This is a genomic window from Thalassiella azotivora, from assembly GCF_054781695.1.
Genome location: NZ_BAAGTX010000007.1, coordinates 80134 through 103573, shown reverse-complemented (window position 1 = coordinate 103573; position 23440 = coordinate 80134). Strand labels below are relative to the sequence as shown.

Below are 23440 nucleotides of genomic sequence, written 5' to 3'. Positions count from 1 at the left end.
CCGTGGCCCCCCTCGCGTGGGAGACCTGGCACGTCACCGGCACGGTCGGTGGCCCCCCGAGGCCGAGGGCTGTGGCCGGGTCGCGGCAGCAGGCGCGCGGACCACTGGTGCGACACCGGTGCGGTCGTCGGCCCGGGAGCGCCCGTGTGCGGCAGCGCGTCCCGGGTGCTGGTGCGCGCATCGGAGGGCGGTCGGTCGCTCCCCGGCTGCAGGAGGTCGCGGACGAGCCGGGCCAGCGGGTGACCGGCCGGCACTGCGGTGGTCGCCCCGGCCGGCGGGACGGTGGGGCGGCCCGGCACGACGGCGCGGGGCAGGCGGGGGTCGCGCGCCAGCCCGGTTCGCCGGGGTCCGGGGAAGGTCCACCGGCCCGGCCCCTGGACACGGTCGACCACCTGCGCTCCCGTCGGAGGCAGGTGCAGCCCGCCGTGCAGGTCGTCACCGTGCTCGCCGCCCGGGCCGTGACCGTGCTCGCCGTCCGGGTGCGCGCCGTGCCGGCGTCCGTCGTCCGGGTGCGCACCGTGCCGGTCCTCCCGGTGCCCCGCTGCCGCGAGCCCGGCGGGCGCGTCGTGCGGCGCGGCGAGGCGCCGGGACCGGCGGGAGCGCAGCAGCCACCACGACGGGCGCACGCGCAGACCAGCGGAGCCCGTGGACGTCGCGGACGCCGGCCGGCCGCCCGCCGCCATCCGGCGCAGGCCCAGCGGGGCGGTCAGCGGCGCGGTCAGGCGAGCCACCCAGCCCCTCAGGCCCGGGCGGCGGCCGGGACCGCCGGCGGCGGCGTCAGGTCGTCGTACGGAAGCCACGGTGGCAGATCTCCAGCTCCTCGAGGGCCAGCTCGTTCGACGACGCCGCGAGCTTCGGCCCGCTCCACTTCACCGGGTACGCGCCCTCGACGGTCCAGCGCCGGGACTCCTTGCCGGTCGGGTCGCGCAGCACGATGCTCGCGTTCGCGGGCGTCGCCTTCTTGACCAGCGCGGACGACGTGGTGTCCGGCGCCTGGGAGTGCGACGCGTCCTGCCAGGTCCGGTAGAACCAGGCGAACAGCTCGTCGCTGTTCGTCACGCCGCGCTTGAGCACCAGGTTCGGCCACTTCAGGCGGCCGGGCAGCCGGTGCACGTACCCGTTGACGCCGCCCTCGACGACCTCCTCGACGTCCATCTGCACCGACAGCCCGGACACCTCCATGAACCGGCCCAGGTCGACGTGGTCGACCTGGAACGTGAAGTGGCCGGTGAACGGCGGGTCGGGTGCGCGGCTGGGCGCCCCGCCGGTGGTCTCAGGCATCCAGCACCCCCTGCCAGGCTCGTTCGTTCAGTCCGGCGACCTCCTCCACCAGGCGGATCCGGTCGCCGTGCTCCAGGTCGAGCAGCCGGTCGAGGTCCCAGTGCAGGTGGTAGGCCAGGTAGGTCACCTCGTGCCACAGCTCGTCGACGGCGTAGTGCCCTAGCCCCCCGCCAGCGAGTCCTGGGGGAAAGGGGTGCCGGGCTCGACCGCCTCGAGGATGCTCGGGTCCTGGAAGTTGACGATCCGGTACAGGTCCTGCAGGTAGCCGAAGTCGCTGACGAACAGCGACTCGACGGTCTTCGTGGTGACGCGCGGGACGGTGCCCAGCTCGGTGACGACCCGGGCCAGGACGATGACCGTCGCGTACGCCTCGTTGTCCTTGACCCGCGGGTCGCGCAGCGGCTCGATCTCGTCGCTGGCGCGGGCCAGGCGCATGACCCCCTCGCGGTGCAGGACGCCGTCCTCGTCGACGAAGCCCTTCGGGAGGGTGAACGGGTACTCGGTGCGCAGGCTCATGCCCGGTACAGCCGCTCGTGCTGGATCGTGACCTTCTCGGTGGCGATCGAGTTGGTGCCGGCGTCCAGGTCCGAGGCGCTCCAGTCCGACGGCCAGCCCTTCTCGAAGTTCCACCGCGCGACCTCCTCCAGCATGGAGTTGAACTGCACGATGGAGCCGTCGCGGCGGGCCTTGTCGATGTTCCCGGCGAGGACCTCCTGCCGCCACTCCTCGAGCATCTTCGCCTCGTCGACGCGGCGCTCGAGGACCAGCGGCTCCCACTTCGTGGCGCCGGGGACCTTCCGGATGATCATCTTTCCTTCCTTGGTGACCTCCTTGGACTCGATGACCTCGGTCTTGTAGGTCAGCCCGGTCACCTTGCGGAAGGTGGCGATGGTGACGCCCCCCACCTCGAGGGTGAAGGTGTTGGTGGTCATGAGGTCGGGCACGGGGTCCTCCTGCTCGCTTCGTCGCTGCTCAGGTGCTCAGGTGGCCCGCTCGGGGCCGGAACCGCGGGTCACTCGCTGATCTCGCCGCCCGTGGGCAGCTGCGAGATGCGGAAGATGACGAACTCGGCGGGCTTGACCGGCGCGATGCCGACCTCGACGACGAGCTTGCCCTCGTCGACGGACGCCGGCGGGTTGATGCTCTCGTCGCACAGGACGTAGAAGCCCGGGAAGCCGCTCTGCGTCGCCAGCGCCCCCTGGTCGGCCAGACCGCGCAGGAACGAGGTGATGTTGCGCTTGACGAGCTGCCACAGCGCCTCGTTGTTCGGCTCGAACACCGCCCACTGGGTGCCGCGGCGGATCGACTCCTCGACGTAGTTGAACAGCCGCCGGACGTTGACGTACCGCCACGACGGGTCCGTGCTGGACAGGGTGCGCGCGCCCCAGATCCGCATCCCGTTGGTGCCGAACGAGCGCAGGCAGTTGACGCCGTCCGGGTTGAGCAGGCCCTGCTCGCCGTCGGTCAGGTCGGTCTCCAGGCGCGCGATGCCCATCACGGTCTCGTTCGCGGGGGCCTTCCAGACGCCGCGGGTCCCGTCGGTGCGCGCCCACACCCCGGCGACGTGGCCGACCGGCGTGACGGTGACGAACTTGTCGGTCGCCCCGGACGGGTCGTACTGCGGGTTGTCGACCACGACGTTCGGGTAGTAGAGCGCGGCGAACGCCGAGTCGCGGGCCAGGCGCGTGCGCCAGTCGAGGGCGCCGGTGGCCGTGAGTCCCGGCGGGGTGTCGAGGATCGCCATCCGGGTGCCGCTCATCGTGCACCAGTCGACGAGCTTGCCCTGGATGGACAGGTACGTGTCCTCGTCGACCGTGCCGTCCTCGCGCCGGGCGATGTTCACCAGGTCGGGGATGGCGACCATCGTGACGTCCTTGGCGATCGCCAGGCCGAGGTAGCCGGTCCGGTCCGTCTCCGAGCCCTCGACGGCCTGCGGGGTGGCGACGAGCGCCGCCTCGGTGACGATCGCGGACTCCAGGTGGTAGCGGCCCGGCGCGGGGACCAGGTCGGCCAGCGACACCCCGGACGGCGCCTCGACGGTCAGGGTGACCAGGCGCGACTGGTCCCGGACGGTCTTCTCGAGGTTGCGGGGCGAGCGGGCGAAGCTGAGCCCGGTGATCTCCTCCTGCACCGCCCCGCCGCCGTCGATGACGCGCAGCGTGTAGTCGGTGCTCGGCTGCTGGCCCTCCTGCGGCTCCGGCGGGGGGACGACCTCGACGTCCAGGTCGACGCCGGGCTCGACGGCCTCGACGTGCAGGGCGCCCAGCCCGGCGCGCTCGGTGGACGCGGCGGCCGGCAGCGCGGCCCGCGGGCGCGGCACGCCGTTCCCGCCGTCGTCGTCCCCCGTCCCGCCGGTGGGGATCCGGACGACGAAGCAGGTGCTGCCGCCGTTGTCGAAGAAGCCCTTCACGGCGTGCGGCAGCATCGCCCCGTCGACGTACCCGCCGTAGATGCGCTGGTACTGCGGCCAGTTCGTCACCAGCTGCGGCTTCACCCCGAGCGGGTCGGTCGGGTCGCCCTGCTCGGGGACGTACTTCTCCGTGAAGCCGACGAACGCGGCGACGGACGTGCCGACGCCCTCGATCGGCATCGACCCGCTGCGCTGCTCCTCGATGTAGACCCCGGGGGTCAGGTACGACGCCGCCATGTCAGGCTCCTTCTGCGGTCAGGCTCTGCGGTCAGGCGTGGATCGCGCTGGTGAGCAGCGCGGGCTCGAGTCGGGTGGTGTAGGACTCGCCGTGGTGCAGCGAGGGGAAGACCCGCATCACCGGCGCCGTCGACGAGCAGGCGATGACGGTGATCCGCGGGAAGCGGTGGGTGATCGTGGCGACGAGGGCGTCCGTCTCCAGGGCGTCCCCGTCGAGGACGACGACGTCGGGCAGGACGTCGAGGAGGCGCTGGACGAGCACCGGGGTGTGCGCCTCGACCACCTCGACCCCCTCCCCCTGGAGGACCTCCTCCAGCCCGAGTCGTTGCAGGGCGGTGAAGTCGCCCATCAGCACTCGTGTCATCTGCTCCTCCTGCTACCACTCTCCGTGTCGGGGCAATGTCAAGGAAGCGATGGTGGGGCAGCCATGAGTGCAGACGACGCCTGCTCACATCTCGTAGGACGACGTGCCATCCGGCCGGAAGACGAGGAAGCCCCTCGGATCTCTTACAACGATCGGCGCACCCGCTGTCTGGGCATGACGTTCCAGCGCCGATACGCAGGTGGCGCAAACCTCCTTGGAGACACCGATGCCTGACGCGCCTGTGAGTGCTCGTACCTGGCGCTCCGCGTGTGCATGCCAGTAGCGGCCCGGAGTCCCCTTGTCCTCGGATCGAGCGGCCTTCCCGGACACCCGATGCCACACGCGCTCGGCAAGCTCACGGAACTCAGCGTTGGACAGAGGTTGTTCTGGCAGCGCCGCAATCAACTTCTGTGGGTAGCCGAGTCTGGTTTGCTCCTCCGACACCTCGGCGCTCACGATCATGTGGCGTAGAGCGTCGAAGCTGTAGCGGCGGGAATTATCGCTTCCCCAGCCACTCATGATCGTTCGCCAGCCGTCCGAACTGAACGTTTTCTTGGACTTTGGCCTACGTTTGAGCCAGGCTTGCTGAGCTTCGCACGCCGCGCTGTATGCAGTCGCTGCCTGTTTCTTCAATTCTTCTAGGTTGACTGGTTTCGTTCGATTGCCGAGATCCGCCACGCCGTAGGCTTTCGCATAGCGGCCTAGGGCGATTACCACCCGGTCCAAAGCCAGTTGTACCGACTGCTGAACGTGTTGATGCGCTTTCAGTTGCTCGGGCGTCCTGTCACTGGGCTCAACGCTGGTCGGCATACCTGCATTCAGTTCGGCCAGCTTGGTCGCGAGTGGCAATAACGCCTTGGCGGCTTGAACCTGTGCCGGGTTGCCTTCGGATAAGAGGATCTCGCGATTGATCTTCGCGAGAAGTAGCTCATCCGCAACGGACGCCATGGTTACGCTGCCCGTCCGCCCCGGCGAGAGGGTGATGCGATGCGGATGAGCTCTCATGGTGAAGGATCGCCGCAGGATGCCGAACTTAGCCCCGATCGCTGCCAGCCGGGCGCGGCCCGCAGAGAGGCCTGACTCGACCCGTTTCGTTACAACTCGACCGGCCTTCTGGAGGCCAGTCCCTAGCCGCTTCGCCCTATCGGCCAGCCAGTTGACGACCTTGTCGAGCGCCCGGTCGAGCACACCGCGTGCGCGGCCGATGAGGTTCTTGACCGGCGTGGCGACGTCACCGAGACCGATCAGCCGCGCGAGAAAGCCGATGGCCACGGGCAACGCCTTGGACAGCGCGTTCTCGACGGCGTTCATGGCGTTGCCTAGGGCTCCGCTCGCGATGGCGGCGATGGAGCCGAACACCGCGTTGGCGAGGCTCGCGAGCTGCTGGGCGCGCTCGATGAAGAACCGGATGGTGTTGTACGCGGCGATGATCGCCTGGATGACCGCGCCGGCCGGGTTGAACATGGTGACGAGCCGGCTGATCGCGGCGCCGACGACGGTGCGGCCGACCCAGTCGCGGATGCTGCCGATGACCGTGTCCACCAGGCCGGTGGCGAACTCGGCGATCCGCTCCCACACGGCGGACAGCCCCTCGGTGGCGATGCGCTGCACCCAGTCGACGGCTCGCTCGATCATCGCGACGCGCGGTTCACCCAGCAGCCGCACCATCCGGGTCCGCAGCCACGACCACGTCGCGCCGACGAGCTGCAGGACCAGCGACAGGATCCCGCGCAGGTCGAACCGCTCTGGCAGCGTGATCGCGCCCCGCAGCGCACCGGTCAGCCAGCCGAACAGCCCCTGCCGCAGGTGGTGGCCGATGCGCGCGGCGAACTGCCCGAACCCGCCGCGGACCGCCGCGACGAGCCTGCCGGCGAAGCCGACGGGGTCCCGGAAGACCGTGCCGAGTACCGACCCGGCCCGCCGGATGACCGCCATGACCTGGCCGCCCAGGGACCCGGCCAGGCTCAGGCCGCCCTCGAAGACCAGCTCCAGCAGCTTCGACCCGGCGGAGGCCGCGAAGGCCAGCACCCGTTGCAGCGGTGCGGCGAAGACCGCCTTGAGCTTGTCCCAGACACCCGCCGGGTCCAGCAGGTCCCGCACCCCGAGGGCGTCCCACGCCCGCCGGAACAGGCCCCGCAGGTAGTCCCACGTCAGGCCGAGCTTCTCCCACGCCGTCCCGAACCACGCGGCGGCCTTCTCGATCGCCCCGGTCGCCTGCAGGTTCGCGAAGATCCCCGCGCCACCGGGGACCAGGCCGACCAGCCCGCCGACGACGTTCGTCGCGGTCCGCGGCACCTGCTGGCCCGTCACCAGGTCCTTCCCCAGGGCCACGCTGAGCAGGCCGTACCCCGGGATGCTCCTCGCCCTGCCGGCGACGGCCCCGAGCACACGGCTGGTCAGCGCCCCAAGACCCGCGCCGACGCTGCTGAGGGCGCTGGACACGGCGTCCTTGACGTCGTCCCACCAGCTGCGGTCCTCGGCCTGGCGCGCCTCGCGCGCCGACGTCGCCGGCACCATCTCGGGGATCGGTCCGGTGGGCACCGGTGCGGTCGGGACGGCACCCGGGGTGAGCACCGCCGTCGAGCCTCCTGACGCCGTGAGTCGCGCCACCGCGCCGTTGCCGGCGGTCCCCTGCAGGGCCAGGGCGCCGGTGGTCACCGGTCCCGCCGAGCGCGCGGGCGCCGCCGTCCGGTCCGCGACGGCCACCGCCCCGGCGGGCTCCTGCGCCCGCTCCCGGGTCACCGCGGCCCCCACCGGCCGGTCCTACCGCCGCGCACGACGCCACCGTCCTGCCGCTCCCGCGCCCGGCGACAGGACCGCGAGGGCAGACGTGTGGGCCGATCTTCAGCCGGTCGCGTCGTCCTCTCCCGACGCCCCTTCCGGCGGCGGGACGTCGCGCTCGGAGATGTGCGTCCCCTCGGTGCTGCCGGTGCGCAGCACGTACCGGTCGACCCGGTGCGCGGGACGCTGCGCCACGACGGCCTCGACGGGCGCGGTGAGCACCAGGTCCAGCCCGGGCTTGAGCTGGCCACCCAGGGCGGACCAGAAGTCGGAGTCCTCACCGGACTGCCCGCCGCGCAGCACGAGCCGGGGCAGCGGCCGCAGGTGCGCCATCGGCGGCGGCAGGTACTCCGGTGGCAGGACCGCGTGCTCCAGCAGGGCGACGAGCACCTGCCCGAGCGTCTGGTGCTCGTTGCCGACGTCCTCCGCCCACACCGTGAGCAGGTACCGGCAGTCCACCAGCGGCAGGGGGCGGCGCAGCACCGCCGAGCCGTCCACCTCGCCCGGCTCCAGGCCCGACTCGCGCAGCGCGGTGTTCGGGCGCACCTCGCGCAGGTAGGCGTTCAGCGTCGGCGTGGACGCCGCGCGTCCGGCCGCCCAGCCCTTGTCCGGCGCGTCGAAGGAGATCGCGTACTCGTGGGAGGGCAGCGGGACGACGGCCCGCAGGAACTCCTCGAGGGCCTCATCGAGCAGGTGCAGCACCGGGACCTCCAGCCACGAGGGGGAACCAGCGGCCGAACTCCTCCTTGGTGCGCAGCCGCCCGAGCTTCTGGTACTCGCGCCCCAGGGCGAGCGCGACGTGCTCCATGTCGATGGCGGTGCCCTCGTCCGCGGCCCGGAACGCCGCCCCCAGGGCCGCGCCGACGATGACCCCGCCGGTCACCTTGAAGGACCGGGCGAGGAACTCCACGTCCAGGTCGACGACCGGGGCGGTGGCGGGGAACGCCCGCCGCCACAGCGCGAGACGCTGCTCCTCGTCGGGCACGGGGAAGTCGACGGCCACCGAGATCCGCCGGGTGAACGCCTGGTCGATGTTGCGCTGCAGGTTCGTGGCCAGGACGACGAGGCCGTCGTGGCGCTCGAGCCGCTGGAGCAGGTAGGCGACCTCGATGTTGGCGTACCGGTCGTGCGCGTCGCTGACCTCCGACCGCTTGCCGAACAGGGCGTCCGCCTCGTCGAAGAACAGCACCAGGTCGGCCGTCGCCGCGGCCGTGAAGATCCGTTCGAGGTTCTTCTCGGTCTCACCGATGTACTTGCTCACGACCGAGGACAGGTCGACCCGGTACACGTCCAGGCCCAGGTCACCGGCGAGCACCTCCGCGGCCAGCGTCTTGCCGGTGCCGCTCGGACCGGCGAACAGCGCCACCACCCCCGTCGACGGGGACGGCGTGAAGCCCCAGTCCTCGTGGACGCGGCGCCGGTGCCGGTAGCGGGCGACGAGCTCTCGCAGCCTGGCCTCCTGGTCGGCGGGCAGCACCAGGTCGTCCCAGCCGCGGCTCGGCCGGATCCGGACGGCGAGCCGGTCCAGGTGGCCACCGGCGAGCCGGCGGACCGCCGGCTGCAGACGACCTCCGTCGGCGGAGGCGGCCGCGGCGACGAGCCGCAGCTGCTCGCGGGACAACCGGGTGGCCGGGTCCGGCTCCCGGCCCAGCTCGGCCCGCCAGTCGCCGTCGTCGGCGTCGCCGTCGCTGACGTGCAGCTCCGTCCAGGGGCGCTGCGGGACCGTCTCCAGCGGCAGCTCGGTGGGCGACGACAGGACGGCGGGCAGGTGCGCGGCGTCCTCGACGACCCGGCGCGCGGCGCCGTCCAGCGGCTCCTCCACCTCGACGAGCAGCACGGCGCCCCGACACGTCGCCTCCCGCACGAGCGCCAGCCAGCCGGTGCGGTCGCCGGGGGCCTGCGGGCTGGTGACGACCGGCGCGTCGGGCCAGCGGGCCAGCGCCGCCAGGCGGCGGCTGACCCGGTCGGCGCCGTGCACGAGCACCAGGGACGCCGGTCGCGGCGTCCCCGGGCCCGGCGTCCAGCGCGTGCCGGGCGGCGTGTCCGGGTCCAGGACGGTGTCGCCGTCCACCGGCCCGGCGGCCGGTCCCATCGAACCGGTCAGGTGCCACGCGACGCGGTCGGGCAGGCCGCAGCAGCGGACGGCCCACGGCCCGGACGCGTCCACCTCGACCAGTCCCGCCCGGACCAGCGGCGAGCCGGGGGCGACGTGCGCCGCCCAGCCGTCGTCCCCGTCGCGCCGGCCGACCCGCCGCAGCGTCCACAGGGTGGGCCGGCGCAGCTGCACGTCGTCCTGGACGAACTGCACGAGGCGCTGCCGGCGCGGGTCCAGGTCGACGCCCGCGACGAGCGCCAGCACCTCCGCGGCGACCGGACCCGGGTCGGCCGCCCGGACCAGCCGGTCGAACGGGGACCCGCCCTCGGCGACCCCGCGGTGCACCGCGGCCCGGGCGGCCGTCACCTCCGGCTCGAACGAGGTCAGCACCTCGCCGGTGCCCGCCGGGCCGCGCCCCACGCCGCGCAGGGCCCCCAGGGCGGCCTCGACGTCCTGCTCGGTCACCACGAGGCCGGCGAGGTCACGCGGCGTCGTCCCGTCGACGAGCAGCGCGAGGGCGACCTCGCGCCGCAGCAGCACGTCCGCGAACGCCTCCCACGTCCCGTCGACGGGGCCCACGGCGGCTCAGATCACGCCCTCACGGGTGGCCAGGGCCACCGCGTGGGCCCGCGTGCGGCAGTGCATCTTCATCAGGACGTCGTGGACGACGTTCTTCACGGTGCGCTCCGAGTAACACAGGTCCGTGGCGATCTGGCGGGTGTCGCAGCCGTCCGCGAGCAGCCGCAGCACGTCGCGCTCGCGCGCGCTCAACGCGCCGGAGCCGCCCTGCGCGGCGCGGGCGGCGAGGGCCAGCAGCCGGGGCAGCAGGTCCGACGGGAGGGTGACCCGGCCGGCGACGACGGCGCGCAGGGACGCGCCCAGGGACTCCGGGGTCAGGTCGTCCTGCGGCAGGACCGCGGCGACGCCGCCCTCCACGAGCTCGCGCACGCACCGCTCGTCGACGGTCCGCAGCGTCGCGACGAACCGCGTCCGGTCGCCGGCGAGGGCGCGGACGCGCCGCAGCGTCCCGGGCTGGGCCTCGAAGACGAGCACGTCGGCGGCGCCGAGCTGTGGCTCGGGCCGCAGGTGCGCGCTCTCACCGAGCACCGCGAAGCCCTCCTGGCGCAGGCACGCCAGCATCCCCTTGCGGACGATCGCGTGGCTCTCGTCGACCCACACCGACGGGGTCGTGCGGTCACCTGCGACGTGGTCGCGCACCACCTGGTCGCTCATCATCAGCCACCCCCGGCTCCCCGTCCCCGGACGGGTGCTGTCAACTGTAGGGACCGAACAGGTGCCGCGAGAGCGGTTTCCTGATACGGGCGCGGCCGGTGTCCACGGGCGGGCCGGGACGACGCGGCGGACCTGCCCCGGTCGCTGCCCGGAAGTCCTACCGGCGCGGCGGCGGCCGGACGTACCCTCGGCTCATGGCCAGGTACTCGGCCGAGCAGATCTACGCCTTCGCCCGGCAGGCGGGGTTCAGCCCTGACGCCGCGACGACGATGACGGCCATCGCCCTGGCCGAGTCCGGGGGGCGCAGCAGCGCCCACAACCCCGTCGGCGAGGACTCCCGCGGCCTGTGGCAGATCAACGTGAACGCGCACGCCGACCTCGGGCGCCGGCTCGACCTGTACGACCCGGCGCAGAACGCCGTCGCGGCGTTCGAGGTGTCCCGCGGGGGTCGCGACGTGTCGCCGTGGACCGTGACGCACGGCGGGGCGTCGGCCCGCTACCTGCACCACAAGGACGCCGCGCAGGCCGCGGCCGTCGCGTACGGCGACGGCCCCGGCCTCGGGGTGTGGAGCGGGACCAGCGGGTACGGCGACCCGCTGTCCGCCGGCGCACCCGGCGGAGCGCCCCCGGCACCACCACCCGCGGCACCACCGCCGGACCCCGGCGCCGGGTCGGGCACGGTCGACACCGCCGCCGACGCGGCGGAGGGCAGCGCGCTGCGGCTGTTCCTCGACGCGGCCCTGGCCCAGAAGGGCGACCGGTACGTCTTCGGCGCGGAGACCGACCTGGACGAGGCGGACCCGGACGCGTTCGACTGCTCCGAGCTGGTGCAGTGGGCCGCCCACCAGGCGGGAGTGACCGTCCCGGACGGCGCCGCCAACCAGTACCTGCACCTCAAGCAGGAGGGGATGCTCGTCCCCGTCGAGCAGGCGATCGACACCCCCGGGGCGCTGCTGTTCACGTTCTCCCGGGAACCGCGCCCCGGCGAGCCGCGGCAGGGCACCGCGCACGTGGCGATCAGCCTCGGCGACGGCAGCACCATCGAGGCCCGCAACTCCAGGGTGCCGGTGGACTCCTACCCCGTCGGCAACCGGTTCACGTTCGCCGCGGTCATCCCGGGGATCTCGGACGCCGCGGGCTTGGCCGCGGCCGCCGCGCCCGCCGCGGCGCCCGCCGCTCCGCCCGTCGCGCCGCTGCCCGTCCCCGAACCGAGGCACGAGGTGGACCTCGGTGGCGTCGACAGCGACGGCGACGGGCTGACCGACGCGCGCGAGGCGCAGATGGGCACCGACCCGACGAACCCCGACAGCGACGGCGACACGCTGCTCGACGGGTGGGAGGTCGTGAACGGCAGCGACCCCCGGCTGGCGAACACCGACGGTGACCTGCTGCCCGACGCCTTCGAGTTCGCCCGCGGCAGCGACCCGGCCGACCCCGACGAGGACGACGACGGGCACCTGGACGGCGCGCTGGCCGACGCCTGGCTGGACACCGACGGCGACGGCCTCGACGACGCCCTGGAGGTGCTGCTGGGCCTGGACCCGGCGGTCGGCGACAGCGACGGCGACGGGTTCACCGACCGGCTCGAGGTGGACGCCGGGCACGACCCGCTGGACCGGCTGGACCTGCCCGGCCGTGGACCGTCGGCGCTCGAGGACGCCGCCGACGGCACGCTGCCGACGGGGTGAGCGGGCCCCGTGCGTCCGGACGGTGCGCTGCAGCTGCGCCTGGGCGACCCCACGGTCGAGGTCGCCCCGGGGGGTGAGGCGACCGTCTCGGTCGACGTCGCCTGCGGCCCCGACCGGGCCGCGACGGTGGGACTGAGGGTGACGGGTCGGGCCGAGCCGTGGGTGCGCGCGGACCACGGCGACGTGGCGCTGGCCGCGGGGGGCGCGGCGCGGGTCCGGCTGACCGTGCGGCCACCGGCCACCGCCCCCGAGGGGGTGGTGCCGTTCGCGGTGGAGGCCGCCGACGACGCGGGCGGTCGCACCCGGGTCACCGGCCTCCTGGTGCTGACTCCTCCGCGCGGCCTCGACGTGCAGGTCGTCCCGGCGACCGTGGCCGCCCGGCGGGCGGCGCGGTGCACCGTGACGCTGGGCACCGGCACCGGCACCGGCGGGACGGTCGACGCGCGGGTCGTGGCGCTCGACGTGCAGGCCTCTGACGGCCTGCAGGCCGCGCTGGACCAGCCGACCGTCCAGGTGGGCGCCGCGTCTCCCGCGCAGGTGGGCCTGACCCTGCGACCGCGACGCCCCGCCCTGACCGCCCGCACCCGTGCGGCGGTGGTGCGCTGGTCTGTGCTGCCGACCGGCGACCCGCACGGCACGGCGCGCGTGGAGGTGGTCCAGCGCCCGCTCGTGCACCCCGCGGTCGCCGCGGCGGTCGCCGTGCTGGTGCTCCTCGCCGGCGTCGCCGGCACCCGCGTGCTCCTCGGCCACGACCCGCTGCCGTGGGTCGCCGACCCCCCGCCGCCCGGGCAGGAGGCGCCGGTCGAGGGGGACTACGTCCAGCTGTGGTCCGGCCTGAAGGGCGCGGACGAGCAGGCGAGCCGGGACGCCGCGCAACGACGCGCCGACGAGCTGGTCGCCGCCGGCCTGGACGGTGCCCGCGTCGTCAGCGGCGGCGCCCTGCCCGACCCGGCCGAGCGCGGCGACGACTTCTGGGTGGTGGTCCGGGACGGCTTCGACGGCCCCGCCGCGGTGGCCCGGTACTGCGCCGAGCACGCGGACGCCGCCGTGGCGGCCGGCGGGCGCTGCGTCCCCGGCGGGTGAGGCCGAGCCGCGGTCACCGCTCGGTGCCGTCGTCCACGCCGGTCTCGACGCCGGTCTCGACGCCGGTCTCGACGCCCGCCTCGACGTCGGCCTCGACGTCGGCCTCGAGGTCGGCCACGAGCCGCTCGCACGACCGGGCGGCGGCGACCGCGGCGCGGCGCAGGTCCTGGGAGGCCATCGGGTGCTCGCTGAGGTCGCGGCAGCGGGTCAGCGCGCGGTAGGCGGCTGCCCGCAGCTCGTCCACCGTCGCGTCCGGGGCCAGCCCCAGCCGGTTCGCGGCGTCCGCGCCGTCACCCCCGAGCAGCCGCTCCAGCTCGCGGACGCGCTCGGGCCGCCCGCCGGCCCGGCCCGTCCGCAGCAGCCGCAGGAAGCGCACCTCGACCAGCTCGTGCGCCCCCGCCCGCAGCTCCTCCACCTGGGTGCGCAGCCCGGCCGCGTCGGCGCACCCGTCGGCGGCGAGGACGGCGTCCAGCACGGCGAGCGCGGACCTCGCCTTGAGCGCCGACGCCCGCGAGAGCAGCTGCACCTGCAGGACGTCGCGCAGCGCGGACAGGCCGCTGCGGTCGACCAGCTCGCGGGCGAGCCCCGCGCCGTCCACCACGGCCCCGGAGCGCACGAGGTGCACCGCGAGGCGTACCCCGTACAGGCCCAGCCGCTGCAGCAGGTGCGCCCGCTCCAGCGGGCCGACCGGCACGGGGGACGGCGAGCGGGCCAGGTCGTCGGCGGTCAGCAGCAGCCGGCGCAGCTCGGTGGCCGGGGCGGCCGCCAGCGCCGCGAGGCACCGGAACTCGTCCTCGCGCAGCGTCGCCGCCGCGCACGCGGGCAGACCGGCCACGGGGACGACGACCGGGCAGAGGCGTCGCAGCCGCTCGTCGGCCCGGTAGCGCGCGGCGACCCGGTCGGCGACGTCCATCGCGTCCAGCCGCGCGTAGCCCACCTCGTCCGCGCGGGACAGCACCCCGACGGTGTTCAGGGGCGTCCCGGCGACGAGCTCGTCGTCGGCGAACGCCTCGAGGAACGCGACGTCGGACGCGTGCGCGTGGCGCAGCAGGTACACCACGGCGTCCGCCTCGCCGGCGCGGCCGTCGGCGTCGTCGGCGTCCGGGCCGAGCCACCGACGGGTGCGGTCGGAGACGTCGGTGCTCAGCGAGCCCAGGCCGGGGGTGTCGACGAGCGTGACGGACCGCAGCGCCGGGCTGGGCACCTCGACGTCGACGTGGTCGACCCGGTCGGGGGTGGTCCCGAGGTCGACGACCAGCGCCCCGGCGTCCCGGGTGAACCGCCGCTGCCCGGCGACGCCGCCGCGCGGGTGGACGACGGCCCGCGGCGCCGGTCCGTACCGGTACCAGGTGACGACCTGGGTGCACTCGCCCGCGTCGGTCGGCGCGACCTCCTGGCCGACGAGGGCGTTGAGGAGGGTGGACTTGCCTGCCTTGACGCGCCCGACGAGGGCCACCCGCAGCGGCTCGCCGAGCCGGGTCCGGGTGCGGTCGAGCAGCGCCGTGACCTCCGGGGTGCGCGCGCGGCCGCGCGCGTCGAGCAGGACGGCGTCGACGCGGTCGACGAGCGCGCTGCCGGGCGGGGTCCCGGCGAGTCCCCTGGCATCGGCCGCGGGCACGCCGGCGGGCTGGGCAGCCGGATCGGTCACGGCGTGGCTCCGGTGACCTCGCCGAGGTCCTGCCACCGCCGGTCGGCCTCGCGGGCGAGCCGGTCGCGCCCCGCGGGGTCGAGGTCGGCGGCCAGCCGGGCCGTGTCGCGGGCGGTCCGCAGGGCCTGGGCGGCCGACCGGTGGACCAGGGACGCCCGCGCGGTCAGCTCGTCGCGGATCCGGCGCTGGGTGCGCCGCGCGGCGTCGCGCGAGTCCTTGGCGAGCGCGAACGTCATCTCGTCGACGAACCGCCTGAGCTCGCGCTTGGCGTTGTCGCGGTGCATCTGCAGCTCGCGCTTGCGGTCCTCGCGGATGATCCGGCGGGCCAGCGCCACCCCGACGAGCGCGCCGACGGGGGCGAGGACGGCGGTGCCCAGGAGCACGGCGCCGCCGATGCCGCCGATCAGCCCGCCGCCGTAGCCGACCCGCGCGGTCGTCATCAGGCCGAGGACGGTCCGTGACCCGGTGGCGGTGAACTGGATCCGCGCGTCGGGCACGGCGCCCACGGTCAGCGCGGGCGTGGGCAGGTCGACGTCGACGGCGGCGACGTCGTCGTCGAACTGCTCGGCCACCTCGCGGACCAGCTCGTCGGCGCGCTCGACGAGCAGCTGCAGGTTCGCGACGGCCGCACGTGCCGCCTCGGCCCGCACCCACGCGGTGAGGTCGTCCCACGTCACCCGGGGGTCCTGCTCGTCGACCCGGGTCTCGGCGCGGCGCACCAGGTCGAGCATCCGCTGCCGCAGGTCGTGGTCGACGTCGGCGACCAGGTCCTGGGTGCCGTCGGCCAGCGCGACCTGCCAGCCGGCGGTGGGGGAGGCCAGCCGCTCCGAGCGGCGGGCGCCGTCCTCGAGCCGCGCGACCACCCCCGCCGCGGCGGCGGGGTCGGCGAGCACGGCCCGTTGGGCGAGGACGGGTTCGCGCAGCTGCTCGACGACGAAGCGCAGCTCGGTGGCGGCGGCGTCCGCGCGCTCGCGGTCGGCGGCCTTGAGCACCTGGCCGAGGAGGCGCAGCAGCTCGGTGAAGCCCGAGCGCTCGTGCAGGTGCTGGTCGCCGGTCGCGGCGGCCTGCATCCGCAGGAAGGACGACGCCGGCACCACCGGCAGGTCCAGCCCCGCGGCGGCCAGGTGCGCGCGGTCGAGGTCGACGACCTGCCGCCAGGAGGCGTGCAGGTCGGTCATCGTCACGACGACGACGGTGGTGGGGCAGCGCCGGACCACCTCGCGGAGGTACTCGACCTCGGCCGCCGTCAGCTCCCGGCCCGCTGCGGTGGCGAACACCGCGGCCCGCGCCCGCGCCAGCGTCGCGAGCGCCGTCACGCCGTCGGCGGAGGCGAGACCGCCGAGCCCGGGGGTGTCGACGAGCACCAGGCCGGTGCGCAGCAGGGTGCGGTCCAGCAGCACCTCCACCGAGGTCAGCGCGCTGCTGCCGTCGGCCCTGCGGTCCGTGGCGGCCTCGTGCAGCCGGTCGAGGGGGACGGTCGACGGTGGGGCCAGGGGCGTCTCGTCGGGGGTGCCGGTGGCGGACGGCGACCGGTGCGCGAGGGCCCGCGCGGGCCGGCCCCAGCGCAGCACCGTCGGGACGGCCGTGCCGACGTCCGGGTCGGCGGGGCAGACGTCGGTCCGCAGCAACGCGTTGCACAGGGTGCTCTTGCCCTGCTTGAACTCGCCGAGGACGGCGACGGGGACGTCGACGGCGGCCAGCCGTCGTCGCAGCAGCCGCAGCCGGTCGGCGAGGTCGTCGCGACCGGCGTCCTGGGCCGTGCGGGCGAGGTCCGCGGCCCGCCGGAGCACCGCGACGGTCGCCGGTCCGCCCACCACCTGCCCTGCCACGTCCCCGGACGTCACCTGCCCCGCACCTCCGCACGTCGCGCCGGTCCCTTTCGCCCGAACCGTCGCGCCGCGGGGGCCGGGTGCGCGATGGTGGACGTCGACGGCGGGTTCGCGGGCGGGCCCGCCACGGGGAGGTGGCGATGGGCTACCGGCTGGGGGTCGACCTCGGCACGACGTTCACGGCCGCGGCGGTCGACCGCGGCGACCGGCCCGAGCTCGTGTCCCTCGGGGACGACGCCCCGGAGGTGCCCACCGTCGTCTTCCTGCGCGAGGACGGCGAGCTGGTCGTCGGGGAGGTCGCCAGCAGCCGCGGCCGCGCCGCCCCGCACCGGGTCGCGCGCGAGTTCAAGCGCTGGCTGGGCGACCCCACGCCGGTGCTCCTGGCGGGCAGCCCCTACTCCGCCCACGCGCTGCTCGCCACGGTGCTGCGCTGGGTGGTCGACCGCGTCGCCGAGCGGGAGGGCGCCGCCGCGGACGCCGTCGTGGTCACCCACCCGGCCAACTGGGGGCCCTACAAGCTGGAGCTCGCCCGCCAGGTCCTGACGATGGCGGACCTGCCGGACGCGACGCTGCGTCCCGAGCCGGTCGCGGCGGCCACCGGGTACGCGTCGTTGCAGCGCCTCGCCCTCGGCGACGTCGTCGCGGTGTACGACCTGGGCGGCGGCACGTTCGACGCCGCCGTCGTCACGCGCACCGACGCCGGGTTCGCCGTCGTCGGTGAGCCCGCGGGCGTCGAGCAGCTCGGCGGGGTCGACTTCGACGACGCGCTGTTCGCGCACGTGCTGGGCGCCCTCGGCGGCGCGGTCGACGAGCTCGACCCGGACGACGAGGCGGTGCTGCGGGGCCTGACCCAGCTGCGGCAGGACGTCGTCACCGCGAAGGTCCGGCTGTCGCGCGACCAGGAGTGGACGGTGCCGGTCGGGCTGCCCGGGCTGCACACCACCGTCCGGGTGACCCGCGCCGAGCTGGAGGACCTGATCCGTCCCTCCCTCGCGGAGACGCTGCGGGCACTGCGCCGGGCCCTGCGGTCCGCCGGGGTCGAGCCCGCCGACCTGTCGCGCGTGCTGCTGGCCGGTGGGTCGTCCTCGGTGCCGCTCGTGGCCGAGATGCTGTCGGCCGACCTGGGTCGCCCGGTCGCGGTGGACGCCCCGCCGAAGCACCTCGTGGCCCTGGGCGCCGCCGTCGGGGCCCTGCCCGCCGGGCCGCCGGCCGCGGTGCCGAGCCAGGTGACCCGCGGGACGCCGTCTCCGACGGCCGCCGACACCACCACCGCCACCGCCACCGAGGCCGGGGCCGACGCGAGCGCCGACGCGATGCGCGTGGCCCGGTCCGACCAGGCGCCCCGGCCCGACCGAGCACCCCGGCCCGACCGAGCACCCCGGCCCCCCGCGCTCGGCGGGGAGGGCGGGGACGGCCACCGGGGAGCCACCGCCGGGGTCGGACGCCGCGCGAGGCTGCTGGCGGCCGCGGGTGCCGCCTGCGCCGTGGCGGCGGTCGCCGTCGGAGCCCTCGGGCTCGGCGCCCTGGGTCTCGACGCCCCCACGGGCTCGGCGCCGGACGTCGCGGTCAACGGCACCGCCCTCGACCCCGGGGCCCGCGTCCTGCTCGACACCGACGAACCCGAGCGGCTCACGGTCGCCGGGGGCGACGTCACGGCCCTGGAGGTCGACCTGCTCGGGGCCCGGTTCGCCGCGCAGCAGGAGGCCGACGGCCGCTGGGACGTCGGCCAGGTGCAGGCGCTGGTCGCCGGGGCCGTGCCCGCCCGGGCCACCGTCGACGGTGCGGACGTCGGGTTCACGCTCGAGCCGTCGGGCTGGCGCTGGCGCAGCGTCCCGCCGGCCGCCGCGGTGGTGGCCCTGCTGGCGCTGCTCGCGTTCGGGGAGTCCCTGCTCGGACCGGTCCGCCGGCGCCGGCGCGCCACGGCCGGCCGGGTCGTCGCCCTGGCCCTCGTCGGCGCCGGCCTCGGGGGCGTCGTCGCGGTCCTCGGCTGGAACGTCGGCGTGGCCGTGCTGAGCGTCCCGGTGCTCGTGGTGTGCGCCGCGCTCGGGGCCGTCGCCGCGGCGTGCGGGACCCTCGCCCTGGACCGCGGCCACGCGCGCGACACCTCCCACGGCGGGCCCGCTCAGCCGGCGTCCGGCCGGGGTCGCGACGGTGCCGCCGTCCCGCGCGGGGCCAGCAACGAGCCCCACAGCAGGTAGAACGCCAGCAGCCCGGCCACCAGGGCCCCGGCGCCCGCCGGTGCCGCGGTGGACGTCGCGCTCGTGGTCAGCACCACGTCGACGTCCGTGACGAACACCTCGACGCCGCACCGGACCACGACCTCGTGCCGTCCGACCGCCTCGGGGGCCGGGGCACGGACGTCGAAGCGACCGGCCGCGTCCGCCCGCCCGGCAGCGCGCGGCTCGCCGCCGGCGACCGCGACGGTCACCTCCTCGCCGGGGCGGCAGCCGCTGCCGGTCAGGGCGAGGTCGGCGCCGGGCGACGGGGCGACCCGCAGGTCACGGGCGATGCCGCCGACCCGCACGGCGAGGGTCGCCGACGTCTCCCGTCCCTCGGCGTCGCTGACCGCGTACCGCACGACGTCGGTGCGGTCGCGGGTCCCCTCGGCCGGGACGTACCGCACCGAGCCGGCGCCCGTCACCGTCGCCGTCCCCGCGGCCGGCCCCGACACGAGCCGCACGGTCGAGGGCACCAGGGGGGCGTCGCCGGCCACGTCGTTGGCCAGCACCGCGACGGTCACCGCCTCACCGGCGGGGGTCTCGGCGGCGTCGTCGCGAGCGAGCGGCCCGACCGGTTGCGCCGCCGGCTCGTCGGGGTCGTCCGTGGGGGGCGGGGGTGGCGGGGGTGGCGGGAGCACATCCACCCTGAGCACGGCCTGACCGTAGGTGAACCGGGCGTCGCGCAGCCGGTAGCGCAGCACCGCCGTGCCGCCCTCGGGGCGCTCGCTGGTGAAGCGCACCCGCTGGTCCGCCAGCACGGTCGCGGCACCGGCCGGCACGTCGGTGTCGACCAGCACGACCTGCAGGCCGCCGGCGTCGCCGTCGTTGGCGCGGACGTCGACCACCACGGACCCCAGCGCCTCGACGCTCGCCGCGTCGTCCACGAGCGCCGGCCCGGTGACCGGCACGCGCACCAGCGCGGAGTCCAGCGCGGTCCCTGCGGCCGGGCCGTCGAGGGTGCCGTCGGCCACCAGCCGGTACCGGAACGAGCCGCCCGCCACGGAGGACGGCGTGACGTCGTAGCCGGGCGGGGCGTCGGCCACGACGGCGTCGACCGGCGGGCCGTCGAGCTCGCGGGACACGCCCGCGGGTAGCGGGGCGCCGGGGACGCCGTCCACGGTGTCGTTCGCGTGCACGTCGACGGCGACGGTCGCGCCGCGCCGCGACGGCACCGCGTCGTCGACGGCGTCGACCACGTGCACGGTCACCGTCGCGGTGTCGAGCTCGACGCCGGTGTCCAGCAGCCGGTACGTCACCTGCACCGGTCCCGCCGCGCCGTCCGGGGTGACCCGCAGGAGCGAGCCGACCACCTCGACACCGCCCGGCCCGGAGGCCGTGGCGTCCAGGACCAGCCCCGGGTCGACGCCCGTGTCGTCGGCGAGGACGTCCACGTCGACCGGGCGGCCCGCGCCGGACACGGCCACGTCGTCGGTCAGGGCCACCGACCGCGGCACCGCCGTCACGCTCGCCGCCGGGCCGGGACCGGCCACGTTCACCGCGGACACCTCGACGGCGTAGCGGGTCCCGGCCACGACACCGGGCAGCGGGGTGGTCAGCGCGGTCGCCGGCAGCACCAGCTGCGTCCACGGCGCCCCCGCGCCCTGCGCCGGGCGGAACCGGACGACGTACCCGGTGACCGGGGCGCCGCCGTCGGACGCGGGCGGCGACCACGAGCACGTCAGCGGGCCGTTGACCGGCGGGCACGCCAGGTCGCGCGGCGGCCCGGGGACGGTGCGGGGGGTCGCCTCCACGGCCGCCGGGGTGCCGGGGCCCTCGGTGAGGGCCCGCACCTCGAAGCGGGTTTCGACGCCGTTCAGCAGGCCGGTGACGGTCGTCTCCGCGTCCGCCTGCGGTTCGTCCGGGTCGACGTCGACCGTGCGGGTGCCGGACGGTCCGGTGCCACCGGTCGGGGCCCAGTCGACCCGGTACCCGGTGACGGGCCGGCCGCCGTCGGTCTCCGGCGCCGACCAGGTCAGGCGGACCCGGCGGTCACCCGGCTCCGCGGTCAGGCCCTCGGGCGGTCCGGCCGGTCCCCACGGTCGGGCGTCCACGGTCGCCGGCGCTCCCGCTCCGGCGCGGGTGACGGCGGCGACGGTGAAGCGGTACGTCTCGCCGTTGACCAGGCCGGTCCAGGTGTACGTCGTGCCGGTCACCGCCACGGGCGAGGACGGCGGGCCCGGGGCGGTGCCGACCAGCCGCTGCACCCGTACCTCGTAGCGGTCGACCGGCGCGCCGCCGGTGTCGGCGGGCGGGTTCCAGGTCAGCCGCACGGCACCGTCGAGGTCCTCGGCGGCCAGCGCCGTGGGCGGCGACGGCGCACCCAGCACGTCCACCCGCACCCACGCGGTGTCCAGCAGCGGTTCGGGCCCCTCGAAGCGCCACTGGCGCAGCTCGTACCGGAAGGTGTCGCCCCCCGGCGGGCGGGTCGTCGGCGGGGTGTACGTGACGTTCCCCCCGTCCGTGGTCACGGAGCCGCCGGCAGCGGTGGAGTCGGACGGCAGCCGCAGGACGACGCCCTCGGCCAGGCCGGTGTCGTTCGCCAGGACGTCGACGTCGACCGGGTCCCCGCCCGCGACGGCCTCCGCGGTGTCGTCCACCGCGTCGGGTCCCTGGACGACGACCCGGATGACGGCCTCGGACTCGGGCCCCTCGCTGATCTCGAGCCGGTAGGGGCACGCGAGGGTGCTGCCGACGTCGTCGGCGTCGGCGTCGACGACGACCTCGAACGGGTTGTCGGTGTCGGCGTACCAGCACGCCCCGTCGTCGCCCTCGGGCAGGTCGAGCTCGACCCCGGAGTCCTCGGGGACGAGGTCGTTGCGGGTGGGGTCGAGCGTCGTCCTGCCCACGCCGACGGTGAACAGGTCGTCGACCGCCCGCAGCGCGGTCTCGTCGAGGTCGGGGTCGAGGTGGACGACGACCCGTGCGGTGCCGGTGAGGGTCCCGTCCGCCGACGTGGCGCGGTAGGTGAACCCGTCGATGCCCGGGGCCGGAGGGCCGGTGGGTTCGTAGCGCACCGCGCCGTCCTGCACCGTCGCCGTCCCCTCGGACGGGGGCACGGTGACCTCGACCGTCGCGTCCTCACCGACCGCGTCGTTGGCCAGCACCGGGACGAGCACGCCGTCCGGGCCGCTGACGACCTCGTCGTCGACCACCGGGGTGAGGGGCGGCAGGACGGCCACCCGGACGGTGGCGCGCGCGACGACGGTGCTCGCGTCGAGCACCTCGTAGTCCCACGCGTCGGTGCCCTGGGAGCCGCTGTCGGGTGCGTACGTGACCTCACCGTCGGACACCGATGCGCGACCGTGCGCCGGTGGGGCGTCGTCGGCGACCCGCACGGTGGCACCGGCGGGCACGTCGTCGTTGTCGAGGACGCGGACGACGACCGGTTCCCCGCGGGTCGCGGCCGCGTCGTCGCGGGCGACGGTGACGTCGAGCACGAGCTGGGCCGAGGCCTCGGCGAGGGCGAGCAGGCCGCCGCCCTCCCAGGCCGGGCGCAAGGTCTCGCCGTCCGCCCCCTCGACCGGGGCGGGCCAGCCGAGGGTGGGTGCGGTGCCCTGCCCGCTCCGGGCGTCGGCCTCGTGGGCCGCCTCCTCGCCGTCGCCGCCCGTGCCGTCGCCCGTGTCCGTGCCGGATCCGCCGTCCTCGGTGCCGTCGGCGGGGTCGTCCGCTGCGTCGGCGTCGGCGTCGTCGTCACCGGTTCCGTCGGGTTCGCCGGAGGGCAGGACGCGGACGACCAGCGTGGACGTCGCCACCACCTGGGCCGGTGCCAGCGACGGGGCCGCGAGGGGCCGGACGAGGCCGTAGCGCCACCGCACGGTCCGGACGCCGTCCTGCGCCGCGGCGTCGTCGGCGACCCGGACCCGCACCTGCCCGTCGGGTGCCACCTCCGCCGTCACCCCGGTGGTCCGGCCGTCCTGCCGGGCGGGCCGGGGGAGCAGCACGACGTCCAGCCCGTCGGCGCCGGAGTCGTTGGCGCGCACGTCGACCAGGGCGACGTCGCCCGCGGTGAGGCGGACGACGTCGCGGACGGCGGTGACCGCCGGGCCGGTGGTCGGGCCGGTGCTCGGCGCGGTGGTCGGGCCGGTGGCGTCGTCCTGCGGGCCGGTGCCGGAGGTGGCCGGGGCGGTCGGGGTGGTCGCGTCGTCCGGGTCGCCGGTCGGTCCGGTCGGCCCGGTCGGCCCCGTCGGCCCGGTCGGCCCCGTCGTCTCCGTCGGCTCGCCGGGTGCGGTGGGCCGGACCGGTTCGTCCGCGGGCTCGGTGGGGGCGTCGGCGGGCGAGCGGGTGGGGCCCGTCCCCCCGCCGGTCCCTCCGCCGGCAGCGGCGCCCGGGTCGACCAGCACGGCGGTGGCGGTCGGTCGCGTCAGCACGTCGGTCGGCGCGCCCGTGGTCGCGCCGCCGGGCGTGACGCTGCCCTCGGCGGTGGGGGTCGCGGCGTCCCCGAGCACGGAGGACGCCGGAGCGGCCGTGGCCGTGACCGTCTCGGGGGCGACGAGGGCGAGGGCGGCGCACACCGCGACCAGGACGCGGTTGGCCCCGCGGGCCCTGCGGTGACGGGCTCGGCTCACGGTGGTG

General features: G+C 75.9%; 15 protein-coding genes and 1 pseudogene. 3 read left to right on the top strand and 13 right to left on the bottom strand.

Features of this window, described 5'->3' with window-relative positions; translation table 11 throughout:
- Positions 1-777: 777 nt before the first annotated feature.
- The 10 genes and pseudogenes from ACYVQV_RS06570 to ACYVQV_RS06525 form a co-directional block, all read right to left on the bottom strand.
- On the bottom strand, positions 778-1281 hold the full coding sequence (locus tag ACYVQV_RS06570) for a phage tail protein (protein WP_461022469.1): 504 nt from the start codon (positions 1279-1281) through the stop codon (positions 778-780).
- Positions 1274-1423: pseudogene (locus ACYVQV_RS06565) on the bottom strand (DUF6760 family protein); the annotation flags it as partial. The pseudogene ACYVQV_RS06565 and the gene ACYVQV_RS06570, both read right to left, overlap by 8 nt.
- Before the next feature lie 17 nt (positions 1424-1440).
- Positions 1441-1797 (bottom strand): hypothetical protein, encoded by a 357-nt coding sequence (locus tag ACYVQV_RS06560; RefSeq protein ID WP_461022468.1) that lies wholly within the window; start codon positions 1795-1797, stop codon positions 1441-1443.
- Complete coding sequence (locus ACYVQV_RS06555) at positions 1794-2225, bottom strand: phage tail protein (RefSeq protein ID WP_461022467.1); 432 nt, start codon at positions 2223-2225, stop codon at positions 1794-1796. The genes ACYVQV_RS06560 and ACYVQV_RS06555 overlap by 4 nt, the downstream gene beginning before the upstream one ends.
- Before the next feature lie 68 nt (positions 2226-2293).
- Entirely contained in the window at positions 2294-3928 is a 1635-nt protein-coding gene (locus ACYVQV_RS06550; RefSeq protein WP_461022466.1) for a phage tail sheath family protein, read from the bottom strand.
- Between the two features lie 31 nt (positions 3929-3959).
- Positions 3960-4292 (bottom strand): ANTAR domain-containing protein, encoded by a 333-nt coding sequence (locus tag ACYVQV_RS06545; protein ID WP_461022465.1) that lies wholly within the window; start codon positions 4290-4292, stop codon positions 3960-3962.
- A gap of 84 nt (positions 4293-4376) precedes the next feature.
- Positions 4377-7046: a phage tail protein gene (locus ACYVQV_RS06540; protein ID WP_461022464.1), complete on the bottom strand. Its 2670-nt coding sequence runs from the start codon at positions 7044-7046 to the stop codon at positions 4377-4379.
- A gap of 90 nt (positions 7047-7136) precedes the next feature.
- On the bottom strand, positions 7137-7775 hold the full coding sequence (locus ACYVQV_RS06535; protein WP_461022463.1) for a Pvc16 family protein: 639 nt from the start codon (positions 7773-7775) through the stop codon (positions 7137-7139).
- On the bottom strand, positions 7756-9747 hold the full coding sequence (locus ACYVQV_RS06530) for an ATP-binding protein (protein WP_461022462.1): 1992 nt from the start codon (positions 9745-9747) through the stop codon (positions 7756-7758). The genes ACYVQV_RS06535 and ACYVQV_RS06530 overlap by 20 nt, the downstream gene beginning before the upstream one ends.
- A gap of 6 nt (positions 9748-9753) precedes the next feature.
- Positions 9754-10401 (bottom strand): response regulator transcription factor, encoded by a 648-nt coding sequence (locus tag ACYVQV_RS06525; RefSeq protein WP_461022461.1) that lies wholly within the window; start codon positions 10399-10401, stop codon positions 9754-9756.
- A gap of 194 nt (positions 10402-10595) precedes the next feature.
- Between ACYVQV_RS06525 and ACYVQV_RS06520 the strand changes: the two genes are divergently transcribed.
- Both ACYVQV_RS06520 and ACYVQV_RS06515 read left to right on the top strand, forming a co-directional pair.
- Positions 10596-12089, top strand: a complete 1494-nt coding sequence (locus ACYVQV_RS06520) for an NlpC/P60 family protein (protein WP_461022460.1) — start codon at positions 10596-10598, stop codon at positions 12087-12089.
- A gap of 9 nt (positions 12090-12098) precedes the next feature.
- Positions 12099-13172, top strand: a complete 1074-nt coding sequence (locus ACYVQV_RS06515) for a COG1470 family protein (RefSeq protein WP_461022459.1) — start codon at positions 12099-12101, stop codon at positions 13170-13172.
- 13 nt (positions 13173-13185) lie between these two features.
- Here the strand turns inward: ACYVQV_RS06515 and ACYVQV_RS06510 are convergent, their stop codons facing one another.
- Positions 13186-14820, bottom strand: coding sequence for a dynamin family protein (locus ACYVQV_RS06510; RefSeq protein ID WP_461022458.1), 1635 nt, complete (start codon positions 14818-14820; stop codon positions 13186-13188).
- Positions 14817-16664 (bottom strand): dynamin family protein, encoded by a 1848-nt coding sequence (locus tag ACYVQV_RS06505; RefSeq protein WP_461022457.1) that lies wholly within the window; start codon positions 16662-16664, stop codon positions 14817-14819. The genes ACYVQV_RS06510 and ACYVQV_RS06505 overlap by 4 nt, the downstream gene beginning before the upstream one ends.
- Positions 16665-16789: 125 nt before the next feature.
- On the opposite strand from ACYVQV_RS06505, the gene ACYVQV_RS06500 reads away from it, so the two are divergent.
- Complete coding sequence (locus tag ACYVQV_RS06500) at positions 16790-18847, top strand: Hsp70 family protein (protein WP_461022456.1); 2058 nt, start codon at positions 16790-16792, stop codon at positions 18845-18847.
- Here the strand turns inward: ACYVQV_RS06500 and ACYVQV_RS06495 are convergent.
- Complete coding sequence (locus tag ACYVQV_RS06495; protein WP_461022455.1) at positions 18772-23433, bottom strand: Ig-like domain-containing protein; 4662 nt, start codon at positions 23431-23433, stop codon at positions 18772-18774. The two genes, ACYVQV_RS06500 and ACYVQV_RS06495, sit on opposite strands and share 76 nt — an antisense overlap.
- Between the last annotated feature and the right edge of the window lie 7 nt (positions 23434-23440).

Excerpts from the sequence above, each read along its gene's own strand:
- ACYVQV_RS06550 (WP_461022466.1), bottom strand. The coding sequence starts at position 3,928 with ATGGCGGCGTCGTACCTGACCCCCGGGGTCTACATCGAGGAGCAGCGC.
- ACYVQV_RS06570 (WP_461022469.1), bottom strand. The coding sequence starts at position 1,281 with ATGCCTGAGACCACCGGCGGGGCGCCCAGCCGCGCACCCGACCCGCCG.
- ACYVQV_RS06560 (WP_461022468.1), bottom strand. The coding sequence starts at position 1,797 with ATGAGCCTGCGCACCGAGTACCCGTTCACCCTCCCGAAGGGCTTCGTC.
- ACYVQV_RS06500 (WP_461022456.1), top strand. The coding sequence starts at position 16,790 with ATGGGCTACCGGCTGGGGGTCGACCTCGGCACGACGTTCACGGCCGCG.
- ACYVQV_RS06545 (WP_461022465.1), bottom strand. The coding sequence starts at position 4,292 with ATGACACGAGTGCTGATGGGCGACTTCACCGCCCTGCAACGACTCGGG.
- ACYVQV_RS06520 (WP_461022460.1), top strand. The coding sequence starts at position 10,596 with ATGGCCAGGTACTCGGCCGAGCAGATCTACGCCTTCGCCCGGCAGGCG.
- ACYVQV_RS06525 (WP_461022461.1), bottom strand. The coding sequence starts at position 10,401 with ATGAGCGACCAGGTGGTGCGCGACCACGTCGCAGGTGACCGCACGACC.